Source organism: Aquamicrobium terrae (assembly GCF_052978165.1).
The window spans coordinates 1,991,111-2,004,011 of the sequence record NZ_JBRKLZ010000001.1; the positions used below are offsets into that span (position 1 = coordinate 1,991,111).

A 12,901-nucleotide genomic window follows, 5' to 3' on the forward strand; every position below is an offset into this window, starting at 1 on the left:
CATGGCCGACGAAGCGCTTGTCGTCATCGATCTGCAGAACGACTTCTGCCCGGGCGGGACGCTGGCGGTCGCCGGTGGCGATGAGATCGTGCCGCTGGTCAACGAGATGATCCGGCAAAGCGAGCACGTCATCCTCACCCAGGACTGGCACCCGGCCGGCCATTCCAGCTTTGCCTCCAGCCATCCGGGGCACCAGCCCTTCCAGACCGTGACCATGCCCTATGGCGAGCAGACGCTCTGGCCCGATCATTGCATCCAGGGCAGCCGCGGCGCCGATTTCCATCACGGCCTCGCCTGGACCAAGGCCGAGCTGGTCATCCGCAAGGGTTTCCGCCCGGCCATCGACAGCTATTCGGCCTTCTACGAGAACGACCGCACCACGCCGACCGGCCTTGCCGGCTATCTGCGCGAGCGCGGCATCGGCGCGATCACCCTGGCCGGCCTCGCCACCGATTTCTGCGTCGCCTATTCGGCGCTCGATGCGGTGCGGCTCGGCTTCTCGGTCACGGTGCGGCTCGACGCCTGCCGCGGCATCGACCTTGGCGGGTCGCTCGATGCGATGACCGCCAGGATGCGCGAGGCGGGCGTCGCGCTGGGCTGACGCCGTACCGTCCACAATCACACTCATTGAGCTACAAGGGAGAAACCGGTGAACGCTGCTGCATTGCGATGGGCTGCCTTTGCCCCCGCCTTGGTCCTTGCCGGCCTCATGGCCACTCCGGCCTTTGCCGCCGAGGCGCTTCCGGGCGCGGACATGTCGCTGTGGTGGGGCCTGCCCTTCGCCGGCCTCTTGCTGTGCATCGCCACCGGGCCGCTGCTGTTCCATCATTTCTGGGAGCATCACTACGGCAAGATCGCCGCCCTCTGGGCGGTTCTGGTCGTGGTGCCGCTGGCCTTCTTCTACGGCATTCCGGCCGCCAGCGAGGCGGTTTTGCACGCCATGCTTCTGGAATACATGTCGTTCATCATCCTGCTGTTTGCGCTGTTCACCATTTCGGGCGGCATCCTGGTGTCCGGCAACATCCACGGCACGCCCCTGTTCAATTCGGGGCTGCTGCTGGTCGGCGCCATCCTCGCCTCGGTGATCGGCACCACCGGCGCCTCGATGATCCTGATCCGGCCGATGATCCGCGCCAACGACAACCGCCCCTTCAACGCCCATGTCGTGGTGTTCTTCATCTTCCTCGTCTCCAATATCGGCGGCTCGCTGACGCCGCTCGGCGACCCGCCGCTGTTCGTCGGCTTCCTGCGCGGCGTCGACTTCTTCTGGACCACGGTGCATCTGCTGCCCGACACGCTTCTGGTCGGCGGGCTGGTGCTGGCGGCGTTCTTCGTGCTCGACACCATCCTCTACCGGCGCGAAGGCGGCCAGCCTCGGATCAAGGATCCGACGCCGGATTCGAGGGTGCGCATCCTCGGCCTCGTCAACCTCCCGCTGCTGGCCGGCGTCATCGGCGCCATCCTGATGTCGGCAGCCTGGAAGCCGGGTGTGGAGTTCACCATCCAGGGCGTGCATGTCGAATTGCAGAACCTGGTGCGCGACGCCATCATCCTCGGCCTGGCCTTCGTCTCGCTGGTGGTGTCGCCGAAGAAGTATCGTTCCGCCAACGGCTTCAACTGGGCCCCCATCCTTGAAGTGGCCAAGCTGTTCGCGGCGATCTTCGTCTGCATCGTGCCGGTGGTGGCGATCCTGCGCGCCGGCATGGAGGGCGCGCTGGCCCCGTTGGTGTCGCTGGTGACCACCGCGTCCGGCGAGCCCAACGACATGGCCTATTTCTGGATGACCGGCGTCCTGTCGTCGTTCCTCGACAACGCGCCGACCTATCTGGTGTTCTTCGAGCTGGCCGGCGGCAATCCGCAGGAGCTGATGACCACCTTCGCCACGACGCTGGCGGCGATCTCGGCCGGTGCGGTGTTCATGGGCGCCAATACCTATATCGGCAACGCGCCGAACTTCATGGTCTACGCCATCGCCCGCAGCCAGGGCATCCGCATGCCGAGCTTCTTCGGCTACATGCTGTGGTCCGGCGTGGTGCTGCTGCCGATCTTCGTGCTGTCGAGCTTCATCTTCTTCGGCTAGCCGCCCGCTTCATTGCAGTCGAGGCCGGCTTCCATTGAGGAGCCGGCCTCGATCTCAAGCGTCCCGGTCCTGGCGGTGAGGGACCCGGATTGTCCGTCTCGCAACAACAGCCTGATCATGCCCCTGACCCTCGGTATCACCTTCTTCCCGCTGCTCTGCTTCGTCGCCGCCTATGTGCAGACGGTGACCGGCTTCGCCTTCGGGCTGGTGCTGATGGGGGTCATCGCGCTCACCGGCCTGGTGCCGCTGCCGGAAGCGGCGGTGGTGATCTCGCTGCTGACGCTGGTCAATGCCCTCATGGTGCTGGCGCGCGGCTGGCGCGACATCGCCCGCCGGCCCTTCCTGCTGTCGCTGGCCGGCGGCATTCCCCTGGTCGCGCTCGGCTACGCGGCGCTGCTGGTGGTGGCCTCGCTGTCGCTGTCGGCGCTCAGGCTGAGCCTGGGTCTGGTCATCATCCTGTCCAGCCTGCAACTGATGCGGCGGCCCGCGCCGCGCCGGGAGCTTTCCCCGCATTGGAGCTTCGCCGCCTTCGGCGGCATCGGCGGGCTGATGGGCGGCCTGTTCTCGACCGCGGGGCCGCCGCTGGTCTATCATTTCTACCGCCAGCCGCTGCCGCTGGTGACCATCCGCGAAACGCTCGTCGCCGTCTTCGCCTTCAACGCCCTGTTTCGCCTGTCGCTGGTGGCGGTGAGCGGCGAGTGGGACAACCATGTCATGGTGTGGGCGCTTGCCGGCCTGCCGGGGGTGGCGGGCGCGACCTACCTTGCGCGGCGCTGGCCGCCGCCGCTGTCGCCCTTCGCGCAACGGCGCCTGGCCTTTGCGCTGCTGTTCCTGTCGGGCGTGTCGCTCGTCATTCCCGTCCTGTGGCCGTAGGCTCCAATTCGGAAGAGGTCTTCAGCCGATCCCGACATAGCGCCTGAAGGCAGAGGGGTCCGCCTTCAATTCCGTCACGGCCACGGTCTCGCGGCTGCGGCCGTTCTCGATGAAGGTGACGCGGTCGGCCATGGCCAGGACCGCTTCCGTGCGCTGCTCGACCAGGATGGTGGAGACGCCGCGCTGGCGCAGCGCCAGCACCGTTTCGCGGATTTTCCGGATCATCGACGGCATCAGACCTTCGGTCGGCTCGTCGAGCAGCAGGATTTCCGGTTCGAGGCACAGCGCGCGCGCCATGGCCAGCATCTGCTGCTCGCCGCCGGACAGCGTGCCGGATTGCTGCTTCAGCCGCTCGCGCAGCAGCGGGAACAGGTCGAGCACGCTTTCCAGCGTGCCGGCGCCCTTGGCCCTTGCATTGAGGCCGATCTCCAGATTCTCCCGCACCGTCATCTCGGCGAACAGGCGGCGGCCCTGCGGCACATAGCCGATCCCCTGCTTCGGCACCTCATGCGCCGGCCGGCCCGTCAGCTCCACGCCGCCCATGCGGATGGAGCCGGCGCGTGGCCGCACAAGCCCCATGATGGCTTTCAGCGTCGTCGTCTTGCCGGCGCCGTTGCGCCCCATCAGGCACAGGATCTCGCCCTTGCGCAGCGCAAGCTCCAGCCCGTGCAGCACCTGCACCTCGCCATAGAAGCAGTCGAGCCCGGAGACGGAGAGCAGCTCGCTCATGCGCTGCCCCCCAGATAGGCGCGCTGCACCGCCTCGTCGGCGCGGATGGCGTCGGGCGTGCCTTCGGCCAGCACCCTGCCCGCTTCCAGAACGGTGATGCGATCGGCGAGCTGCATGACCACGTCCATATTGTGCTCGATCAAAAGCACGGTGGCCTCGGCGGCGATCTCGCGCACCAGCGCGATGAAAGCCTCGATCTCGCCGTCGCCGAGCCCCTGCGTCGGCTCGTCCAGCACCATCAGCCGCGGCTTCAGCGCAAGGCCCATCGCCACTTCCAGCAGGCGCTGGTGGCCATAGGCGAGCTGGCCGGCCGGCAGCGAAGCGCGGTCCGCCAGCCCGACCCGCTCCAGCGCCTCCGTCACGCCGGCGCGCAGCCGGCCTTGTGCGCGGCCGTCGGCCAGCGTGCGCTGGACGGCGAGCGCGACATTGTCGAAGACGCTGAGGTTGGAAAAGACGCTGGTGATCTGGAACGTATAAGCGATGCCGAGGCGCACGCGCCGGTGGGCGGGAAGGGACGTGATGTCGGCGCCGTCGAAGACGATGGTGCCGGCGGAGGGCGCGAGGCGGCCGCAGACGAGGCTGACGAAAGTGGTCTTGCCGGCGCCATTGGGGCCGATGAGCGCGCGGATTTCGCCCTGCATCAGGGAGAAGTCGACGCGGTCGACGGCGCGCAATCCGCCGAAGTTGCGCGACAGGCCGCGTGTTTCGAGCAATACGGTCACGGCAGCCACCCCAGCCAGCGTTCGCGCAGCGTGCCGAGCAGCCCCTTGCGGAAGAACAGCACCAGCAGGATGAGGATCACGCCCACCACCAGCATATAGGCGGAGGTGTAGCCGCTGGTGATGTCGACCACGTAATACATGAAGACGGTGCCGAACAGCGGCCCGAGCGTCGTCGCGGCACCCCCCAGCAGCACCCACAGCAGCGGCAGGATGGAGTATTGCACCGAGGCGAAGTTCGCGCCGACATAGCCGAACAGCAGCCCGTAAGCGGCGCCGGCGGCGGCGCAGACCGTGCCCGACACCACCAGCGCCGCCAGCCGGTTGGCGAAGGTGTCGTAGCCCAGCATGCGGGTGCGCTCCTCGTTCTCGCGGATGGCGACGAGCACCCGGCCGAAGCCGGAGCGGACCATGGCGAGCAGGACGAACAGCACCACCGCGAACAGGGTGAGCGCCGACAGGTAGCGCGTCGCCGGATCGGTGAGGTCGAGCGTGCCGAGCCATGTTTCGATGCGGCGTTGCTGGGGCTTCAGCACCAGTCCCTGATCGCCGCCGGTGAAGGCGGAGAAATAGAGGATGGCGAGGTGGAACGCCTGCGAGAACATCAGCGTCACGATCATGAAGGCGACGCCGGTGGTGCGCAGCGCCAAAAGGCCGACGGGCAGCGCCAGCACGGCCCCGCAGGCAAGCGCTGCAAGGAAGGCCGCCGGCACGCCGAGGCCGAGATGATGGATGCCGAGCCCCGCGCCATAGAGGCCGGCGGCGAAGAACATGGCATGGCCGAGCGACAACAGCCCGCCATAGCCGAAGGTGAGGTTGTAGCCCATGGCGAAGGTGGCGAGCACCAGGATGCGCGCCATCAGCCCGTGGTGATAGGCCGGCAGCAGGAAGTTCAGCGCCACAAGCAGCGCGACCACCGCGCCGTGCAATGCGTAGAGCCTTAGCGTCCCGTTCATCGCGCGGCCTTGCCGAACAGGCCCTGCGGGCGGAACACCAGCACCATGGCCACCGCCAGCGTGGCGATCAGCTTGGCCAGCGTCGGGGAGAAGAACATGGAGATCACCCCGTCGGAGACGCCGATCAGCAGGGCCGCGACCACCGTGCCGCGCAACGAGCCCAGCCCGCCGATGATGACCACGGCGAAGGACAAGAGCAGCGGGTCCTGCCCCATCAGGTAATGCGCCTGGCTGATCGGCACGATCAGCACCGCCGCGATCGCGGCCAGCATGGCGCCGATGGCGAAGACCGCGGCATAGACCCGCTCGACCAGGATGCCGAAGGCCTGTGCGGTCTCGCGGTCGTACTGGGTGGCGCGCATGACCAGCCCGGCGCGGGTGCGCGTCAGCACCAGCCACGAGATCAGGAGAAGCAGGGCGGAGGCGCCGACGATCGACAGCTTGTAGGCCGAATAGCCGAACCATGGCAGCGCGAGGCGCATGTTGAAGGGCGGCGGCACCGGACGCGCGTCGGCGCCGTAGAAGGTGAGCGCGAGCTGCTGGATGATGTAGAGCAGGCCGATGGTGGCGACGATGGTCGCCTCCGGGTCGTACTCCACCCGGCGCAGCACCAGCCGCTCGGCCAGCACAGCCACCGCGCCGACGATCAGCGGCGCGATGACGAGGGCGGCGGCAAAGCCGAGGACCGGACTGCCGCCGACCGCTGTCGCCACGGCCCAGGCCAGCACCGCCCCCAGCATGAACAGCTCGCCATGGGCGACGTTGACGACGCGCATGACCCCGAACACCAGCGACAGGCCGAGCGCCGTCAGCGCCAGCACCGCCGAGGTGACCAGCCCTTCCAGAACCGCCAGCAGCAGGTGAGGTCCGAAACCCATGCCGGACTATCCGTCAGCGCCGTTTCGGATGCATCAGAACGGCTGCGTGGTGTAGTCGGCTTCCGGCTCGTAGCGGCTGTCCTCGATGGCGGTCTTGTGCACCACGTTGAGGCGGCCGCCTTCCAGCCGGGAAATGTACTGGTGGCCGAAGACCTGATGGATCTTGCCGTCGAAAACCTTGTCGCCCTGCGGGTGCTCGGGGCCCTCGGCGAAGGCGCTCATCGCCTCGGTCGCCTCGACCAGCTTGGCGCGGTCTTCCGGCCCGCGATAGCCGGCTGCCTCCATCGCCCGCTTGATGACATAGAGCGTCTCCCAGCAGCCGAACATGTGGCCGGCGGTGGAAATATCGCGCGGATCGTTGACCGAGGCGCCGTTGTCGTCGGTGCCGACGGCGGCGCGATAGGCCTTCATGGCGTCGGTGTCGTCGGCTTGCGCATAGCGGGGCGAACCTTCCCAGAAATGGCTGCCGTCCAGATATTCGAGGCCGGGGCTGTTGATGTCGACGGCTTCGAGCGAATCGATGAAGCCGAACAGCTTCGGCCCGCTGGCGCCGTAGAATTCGCCGAGTTCCTTGACGAAGGTGAGCACGGCCGGGCCGACCATGACGTGGTAGAGCACGTCGGTGGAGGACGGAATCTGCGGGAAATATTTGGTGAAAGAGCTTTCCGTCGGCGGGATGGCGATCTTGGCCACCACTTCCGCGCCCGCCTTCTCCAGCGCCGGCGGCAGGTAGTCGCGATGGTCGTAGCCGAAGGCGTAGTCCGGATAGATCATGGTGACCTTCTTGCCGGCATTGGCGGCGATCCACGGCGCCATGGCGGTCACCTGGGCGCGCACGTCGGTGATGCCGGGCTGCAGGCACCAGCGGTTGAGTTGGCCGGAGGCCACGTGATAGCCCTCGCTGACCACATAATAGGGGATCTTCAGTTCGCCGGCGGCCGGTGCCGAGCCGATCACCACATGCGAGAACAGCGTGCCGTAGACGATGTCGGTCTTGTGCTGGTTGGCGAACTTGGCCACCACCTCGGCGCCGCGCCCGGCATCGGTGCCGTCGTCCTCGATGACGATCTCGACCGGCCGGCCGTTGATGCCGCCGGCCTCGTTGATGAGCTTGACGGCGGCCGCGGTGGTGCGCTCGTACCAGCGGCCATAGGCGGCGCCGATGCCGGTGCGGTGGCACTGGAAGCCGATGCGGATCGGGGCGGCGCTCTGCGCCTGCGCATAGCGCACGAAGCCCGGCGCCGCCATCAGGCCGCCCGCGGCGGCCATGCCCTTGAGGGCCGTGCGGCGGCTGAGCGGGGCCGTTCCGGCTGCGGAAACCGTTTTCCGATCGGTCATGGGCGAACTTCCTGTTCTGGCGTGGTGGCGAAGGAGCGAGGAATGTGGGGCATCTCGCGGCGTCGGACGGATTTTAGGCGCGCAAGCTAAATCATCAAAGGCTGCTTGTTGCAAGACAAGGTTTACCCAAGGGAAAAGGCGGCTTCAGCCCGCCGATGGCGTCGAAAGCAGCCACAGGCCAAAGACGGTGTAGCCGATCATCAGCAGTGTGAGCGGAAGCTGGCTCCGCGTCGCCCGGCCGGCATCGCCGTAGAGGCGGAAGGCGAGGCCGTGCGCCACCAGCACCGCCAGCACATGACCGGCGACGATGCCACCCGCCTGTATGTTCCACAGCACCCATGCCGATCCCGCTCCCGCCGTGACGGCGGCCTCGACCTGCATGCCGGCGGTGCCGAACAGGTTCCAGCCGCGCGCGAAGGGGTCGGACAGGGCGACCAGCGCATACTGGCCGTCGACCAGCAGCGAGGCGAGATAATGCGCCAGATGGTAGGCGAGCGCGATCGGCACGATCGACCACACCAGCAGGCCGGCGCTGTTCTTGGGATGTGGCGAACCGGCAATCCGGTCGCCCAGCCGCACCGCCAGCAGGAACACCGCGCCGAGGATGGCAAAGCTCAGCAGCAGGCCGGCGGTGCTCGACGCCATCACCGCCGTGCGGCCGGGAAAATCGAGCGGGTTGACCCCGATCAGGCCGAGCCAGAAGAAGGTCTTCGACAGGCCGTCGAAAGAGACGGACGACAGCGCCAGAAGCACGAAGGCGACGCCGCTTCGCGGCAGCGGCGCAATGGCGAGAAGCCGCGCGCCGGGCCAGTTGAGCGTCAGGCGGCCCGCATCGTCCCGGCCCAGAACGGCGAAGCGCGACAGGAGCCGGAAGAAGACGGTGAGGAACTCGCCGCGCCGGCTCCATTCCGCGTGGCCGAACAGAAGCATGGCGATGAAGCTGGCCAGCCAGTAGAGGCCGGCGGCGCGCGCCAGCTTTTCGGGATCGTCCGGCGCCGGATAGACCAGCTCGAACCATGCGAAGGCAAACAGCAGGACGACCGCCGGCCACATGCCGAGGCGCTGCGGCAAGATGATCTTCTTGCGGGCAACGCCCAGCCGCTCCATGGCCCTGCAGGGGCCATGCCACGGGTTGAGCCATGCCCAGACATCGCCGAGCAGCCCCTGCACCAGCGTCATGCCGACCCACAAGAGCGTCCATATGGTCAGCGGCAGCGGGTTGGAGAGCGGGTCACGGCTGCCCTGGAAGCCGGCGGCAAGCAACATGGCAAAGCCGGCGAAGGACAGCAGGCTCGTTGCGGTCCGCGCCCCCTCGCCGGGCGGAAACAGCGTCAGCCGCTGCGCCCAGAGGCGTGCCAGAAACCGTGGCGGCACCAGCGCCAGCACGAGGAAGGACACCGCGACCGCGAGGGCGCCGCCGGCGGAATAATAGCCGGTCGGCAACAGGAGCACATGGCCGCGATCCGAGGCATGGGCGAGCGCCTGCGAGGGCATCGCCGCCGCCAGCAGGGCCGGCAGCGCGAATGCGATTCCCGTCCTCGCGCGCATCGCCCGGCGTCAGACCTTGACGAGCTGCTCGACCCGCTCCTCGTCGCCGAAGATGCGCAGATAGCGGCGGATTTCGTTCGCGTCGCCGGTGGCCTTGGCGGGATTGTCGGAGAGCTTCACGGCGGGCCTTCCGTTGGCCTCGGTCACCTTGCAGACCAGCGAGATCGGGTTCAGCCGGGTGGTGGGAACCGGCGCGCAGCCCTCGAAGTCGTTGGTCAGGTTGGTGCCCCAGCCGAAGGCCATGCGCACCTTTCCGTGAAAATGCTTGTAGGTCTCGACGATGGTCTCGGCCTCCAGCCCGTCGGAGAAGATCAGCATCTTCTGGCGCGGGTCCTTGCCCTTTTCGCGCCACCACGAAATGATGCGCTCGCCGCCCTCGATGGGCGGGGCGCTGTCGGGGCGGAAGCCGGTCCAGTCGGCCACCCAGTCGGGCGCGTCGCGCAGGAAGGCGGCGGTGCCGAAGGCGTCGGGCAGCACGATCAGCAGGTTGCCGCCATAGTAGCGCTGCCAGTCCTGCAGCACCCGGTACGGGGCCTGCTTCAGTTCGGCCTCGCTGTCGGCCAGCGCCGCCAGCACCATGGGCAGCTCGTGCGCATTGGTGCCCACCGCCTCCAGGTCGGTGTCCATGGCGAGCTTGACGTTGGAGGTGCCGGTGAAGGCGTCGCCGATGCCTTCCTTCAGCGCCTCTACGCACCAGCGCTGCCACAGGAAGGAATGGCGGCGGCGGGTGCCGAAATCGGAGATGTTGATGTCGGGAAGCTGCTTCAGCAGCTCGGTCTTGGCCCACATCTTGGCCTTGGCGCGGGCGTAAAGCACATCGAGCGCGAACGGCCCGTAGTCCCGCAGCGCGGCGCGCGAGCGCAGCTCGTTGATGATGGCGAGCACCGGGATTTCCCACAGCGTCGTGTACATCCACGGACCCGCGAAGCTCAGCTCGTACTGGCCGTCGCGCTTTTCCAGATGGTAGTCGGGGAGCTGGAAATCCTCCAGCCAGGCGAGGAATTCCGGCTCGAAGATCTGCTTGCGGCCATAGAAGGTGTTGCCGCCCAGCCAGATCATCTCCTTTTTGGAAAAGCGCAGCGAGCGGGCATGGTCGAGCTGTTCGCGCAGCGCGCCCTCGTCGATCTCGTCGGCCAGCCGCACCGAGGTGGTGCGGTTGATCAGCGTGAAGGTGGCGTCGACCTTGGGATACATGCCCCAGATCATCTGCAGCATCAGAAGCTTGTAGAAATCGGTGTCGAGCAGGCTGCGGATGATCGGGTCCAGCTTCCAGGTGTGGTTGTAGACGCGCCGCGCAATGTCAGTCTTGGTGGCCATGGATCAGGTTTGCCTTCGCTGCCCGATGGAAAATTCCGCGCCGGTCTCTTAGCATCGTTTTGGCGCGTGCGCTGCCCGCTTTGATCGGGTGGCGCGAAAAACGATGCTATCGCATGGCCGCATAGGCGGGCAGCCGGCGCCGCCGCAGCCAGCGCGCCAGAAGCAGCACGGCGACGACCGCCAGCCCCGCCGAAAGGCCGATCCATATGCCGACGCCGGCGAAGCCGGAATGGAAGCCGAGCGCGATGCTGAGCGGCATGCCGATGCCCCAGTAGCCTATGGCGGCATAGAGCATCGGCAAGGTGGTGTCCTGCAAGCCGCGCAGCATGCCGGCGGCCACCGCCTGGGCGCCGTCGACGATCTGGAACAGCGCGGCGACGGCAAGGAAGCCGGTGGCCAGCACCACCACCTCGGCGTTGGCCGGGCTGTCGACATCGATGAAGGCGCCGAGCAGCGGGCGCGGCAAGGTGGTCATGGCCAGCGCCGAGAGCGCCATGAAGCCGACGCCCATGGCGCAGGACGTCCAGCCGGCGCGGGCGATTGCTTCCGGGTCATGCGCGCCATAGGCGATGCCGACCCGCACGGTGGCCGCCTGGTTGATGCCGAGCGGGATCATGAAGGAGACCGAGCAGAGCTGGATCACCACCGCATAGGCGGCGAGCGAGGAGGCGCCGATCAGGCCCATCATGAAGGCGGCGGCGTTGAACAGCGTCGTCTCGAACGCCATCATCGCCGCGATCGGCAGGCCGAGCCACAGAAGCTGGCGCAGCCGCTGCCAGTCGGGCCGCCAGAACCGGCCGAACAGATGGTAGCGGCGGAAACGGCGGTCGAGCGTCACCACCAGAACCATGCCGAGGAACATGGAGAAATTGGCGATCGAGGTGGCAAGGCCGGAGCCGAAGATGCCCAGGCGCGGGAAGCCGAGATGGCCGAACACCAGCAACAGGTTGCCGACAAGGTTGATGATGACGCCGATGAAGGCGACCACCGTGGCCCAGCCCGGCCGCTCCAGCGAGGCGATGAAGGAGCGCAGCACCACGTAGAAGAAGAACGGCAGCAGGCCCCATTGCAGGGCGCGCAGATAGTGTCCGGCATCGGCGGCCAGCGCCGGCTCCTGGCCCATGGCCAAGAGCACCCGTTCGCCGTTCCACAGCAGCGCCCAGATCGGCAGCGCCGCCAGCACGGCCACCCACAGGCCCTGGCGCACGGTGCGGCGCAGATCGCGCACCGAATTGCGCCGCCGGCCCACCTCGCGCGCCATCATCGGCACTGTCGCCAACATCAGGCCGAGCCCGAAGATCAGCGGCGCGAAATAGAGGTTGGTGCCGAGCGCGCCGGCGGCCAGCGTCGCCGGCCCCACCCGGCCGAGGATCATGACGTCGGTGGCGGTCATCGCCGTCTGGGCCAGATTGGTCAGCACCAGCGGCCAGGCCAGCGAGAGCGTGGCCCTGATTTCCTCGCGCCAGAGATATCCGGATGCGCGTGCATCGGCTTCGAGGGCAGACATGTCGTTCGTTCCGATCGCGGCGCGTCGGAGAAAATGTCCGGAAGCCGCACGAGGATGCCGGAAAGGATGTTCCGGAATCATGTTGTTTTCTGCCTTCCTGCGCCAGGCAAGGCAAGAGGCTCCCCATGCGTGTCGATTGATCCAGATTGTGCGGGGCTTGTCCCGGCAGACTTGCCCTGCCGGACTTGCCATCGAGGCGCATCTGGCCAATTGTCCCGGCGATCAACCGGAAAAGGATCACGCGCATGCGGCACAAGGCGGTTTTCTGGGACATGGACGGCACGCTGGTCGACAGCGAGCCCCTGCATCATGCCGCGCTGGAGGCGGCGTTGCGCGAGCTCGGCATCGAGCCGCCGGCCGATCTGCAGGAGCGCGCCATCGGCATCGCCGCCGGGCCGCTCTACGAGATGCTGCGCGCCGAGCAGGGCCTCTCCCTGCCCTTCGAGGAATGGATCCTGCACAAATACGGCCACTACATGCCGCTGGTCGCCGATCTGGTGCCGCGCCCCGGCGCGCTGGAAATCTATGGCGAACTGCGCGTCATGGGCATCCATCAGGCGGTGGTGTCGAACTCCGACCGGCTGGTGGTCGACGCCAATCTGCGCGCCGTCGGCCTGTCGCATCCCGGCATGCGCAGTATCAGCCGCAACGATGTCATCGAGCCGAAGCCCGCCGCCGAGCCCTTCCTGCGCGCCGCCTATCTGGCCGGCGTCGATCCGGCCGACGCGGTGGCCGTCGACGACAGCTGGACCGGCGTCACCGCCGGGCTCGCCGCCGGCATGCGCACCATCTTCTGGCCGGAGCGCCCGATGGAAGGCCCGTCCGGCGCCGTCATCGTCAACTCGGCCGAGGAGTTGCGCTACGAGCTTGGGCTTTAGCTGGCGCAAAAGCACCGGCCAGGCGATTTTTGCCCGATTGCCTGCCGCGCGGGGCTTTGCGATAAGCGGCCAGCCGAA

The 12,901-nt window shown here is 67.5% G+C and carries 12 protein-coding genes; 4 read left to right on the forward strand and 8 right to left on the reverse strand.

Translation table 11 applies throughout. From position 1 onward, the window contains the following. The first annotated feature begins 1 nt into the window (after position 1). The 3 genes from pncA (at position 2) to ACVCNR_RS10020 (ending at position 2,953) form a co-directional block, all read left to right on the forward strand. Positions 2–601 (forward strand): bifunctional nicotinamidase/pyrazinamidase, encoded by a 600-nt coding sequence (pncA, locus tag ACVCNR_RS10010; protein WP_447074655.1) that lies wholly within the window; start codon positions 2–4, stop codon positions 599–601. Positions 602–709: 108 nt separating this feature from the next. Then, positions 710–2,080, forward strand: a complete 1,371-nt coding sequence (locus ACVCNR_RS10015) for a sodium:proton antiporter (protein WP_354193546.1) — start codon at positions 710–712, stop codon at positions 2,078–2,080. A 117-nt stretch (positions 2,081–2,197) separates the two neighbouring features. Then, entirely contained in the window at positions 2,198–2,953 is a 756-nt protein-coding gene (locus ACVCNR_RS10020) for a TSUP family transporter (protein WP_447074656.1), read from the forward strand. Between the two features lie 21 nt (positions 2,954–2,974). On the opposite strand, the gene ACVCNR_RS10025 is transcribed toward ACVCNR_RS10020, so the two are convergent. The 8 genes from ACVCNR_RS10025 to ACVCNR_RS10060 form a co-directional block, all read right to left on the reverse strand. Further along, positions 2,975–3,682, reverse strand: a complete 708-nt coding sequence (locus ACVCNR_RS10025) for an ABC transporter ATP-binding protein (protein ID WP_354193138.1) — start codon at positions 3,680–3,682, stop codon at positions 2,975–2,977. Next, a complete protein-coding gene (locus ACVCNR_RS10030) occupies positions 3,679–4,404 on the reverse strand; it encodes an ABC transporter ATP-binding protein (RefSeq protein WP_447074657.1) in 726 nt (241 codons plus the stop codon). The genes ACVCNR_RS10025 and ACVCNR_RS10030 overlap by 4 nt, the downstream gene beginning before the upstream one ends. Further along, positions 4,401–5,357, reverse strand: a complete 957-nt coding sequence (locus tag ACVCNR_RS10035) for a branched-chain amino acid ABC transporter permease (RefSeq protein ID WP_447074659.1) — start codon at positions 5,355–5,357, stop codon at positions 4,401–4,403. The genes ACVCNR_RS10030 and ACVCNR_RS10035 overlap by 4 nt, the downstream gene beginning before the upstream one ends. Further along, positions 5,354–6,235 carry a branched-chain amino acid ABC transporter permease gene (locus tag ACVCNR_RS10040; RefSeq protein ID WP_447074660.1) on the reverse strand — a complete coding sequence of 294 codons (882 nt, stop codon included), beginning with the start codon at positions 6,233–6,235 and terminating at the stop codon, positions 5,354–5,356. The genes ACVCNR_RS10035 and ACVCNR_RS10040 overlap by 4 nt, the downstream gene beginning before the upstream one ends. Positions 6,236–6,268: 33 nt before the next feature. Continuing rightward, complete coding sequence (locus tag ACVCNR_RS10045) at positions 6,269–7,573, reverse strand: ABC transporter substrate-binding protein (protein WP_447074661.1); 1,305 nt, start codon at positions 7,571–7,573, stop codon at positions 6,269–6,271. Between the two features lie 144 nt (positions 7,574–7,717). Beyond that, positions 7,718–9,121, reverse strand: a complete 1,404-nt coding sequence (locus ACVCNR_RS10050) for a hypothetical protein (RefSeq protein WP_447074662.1) — start codon at positions 9,119–9,121, stop codon at positions 7,718–7,720. Between the two features lie 9 nt (positions 9,122–9,130). Further along, positions 9,131–10,438 carry a nicotinate phosphoribosyltransferase gene (gene pncB, locus ACVCNR_RS10055; protein WP_447074663.1) on the reverse strand — a complete coding sequence of 436 codons (1,308 nt, stop codon included), beginning with the start codon at positions 10,436–10,438 and terminating at the stop codon, positions 9,131–9,133. Positions 10,439–10,544: 106 nt separating this feature from the next. Further along, positions 10,545–11,945 (reverse strand): MATE family efflux transporter, encoded by a 1,401-nt coding sequence (locus tag ACVCNR_RS10060; RefSeq protein ID WP_447074664.1) that lies wholly within the window; start codon positions 11,943–11,945, stop codon positions 10,545–10,547. A gap of 245 nt (positions 11,946–12,190) precedes the next feature. Between ACVCNR_RS10060 and ACVCNR_RS10065 the strand changes: the two genes are divergently transcribed. After that, on the forward strand, positions 12,191–12,823 hold the full coding sequence (locus ACVCNR_RS10065; protein WP_447074665.1) for an HAD family hydrolase: 633 nt from the start codon (positions 12,191–12,193) through the stop codon (positions 12,821–12,823). The last annotated feature ends 78 nt before the right edge of the window (positions 12,824–12,901 follow it).

Bases quoted from the DNA above. Each gene is read 5' to 3' on its own strand.
- ACVCNR_RS10050 (WP_447074662.1), bottom strand. From the start codon at position 9,121: ATGCGCGCGAGGACGGGAATCGCATTCGCGCTGCCGGCCCTGCTGGCG.
- pncB (WP_447074663.1), bottom strand. From the start codon at position 10,438: ATGGCCACCAAGACTGACATTGCGCGGCGCGTCTACAACCACACCTGG.
- ACVCNR_RS10020 (WP_447074656.1), top strand. From the start codon at position 2,198: ATGCCCCTGACCCTCGGTATCACCTTCTTCCCGCTGCTCTGCTTCGTC.
- ACVCNR_RS10025 (WP_354193138.1), bottom strand. From the start codon at position 3,682: ATGAGCGAGCTGCTCTCCGTCTCCGGGCTCGACTGCTTCTATGGCGAG.
- ACVCNR_RS10015 (WP_354193546.1), top strand. From the start codon at position 710: ATGGCCACTCCGGCCTTTGCCGCCGAGGCGCTTCCGGGCGCGGACATG.
- ACVCNR_RS10045 (WP_447074661.1), bottom strand. From the start codon at position 7,573: ATGACCGATCGGAAAACGGTTTCCGCAGCCGGAACGGCCCCGCTCAGC.
- ACVCNR_RS10040 (WP_447074660.1), bottom strand. From the start codon at position 6,235: ATGGGTTTCGGACCTCACCTGCTGCTGGCGGTTCTGGAAGGGCTGGTC.
- ACVCNR_RS10065 (WP_447074665.1), top strand. From the start codon at position 12,191: ATGCGGCACAAGGCGGTTTTCTGGGACATGGACGGCACGCTGGTCGAC.
- pncA (WP_447074655.1), top strand. From the start codon at position 2: ATGGCCGACGAAGCGCTTGTCGTCATCGATCTGCAGAACGACTTCTGC.
- ACVCNR_RS10035 (WP_447074659.1), bottom strand. From the start codon at position 5,357: ATGAACGGGACGCTAAGGCTCTACGCATTGCACGGCGCGGTGGTCGCG.
- ACVCNR_RS10060 (WP_447074664.1), bottom strand. From the start codon at position 11,945: ATGTCTGCCCTCGAAGCCGATGCACGCGCATCCGGATATCTCTGGCGC.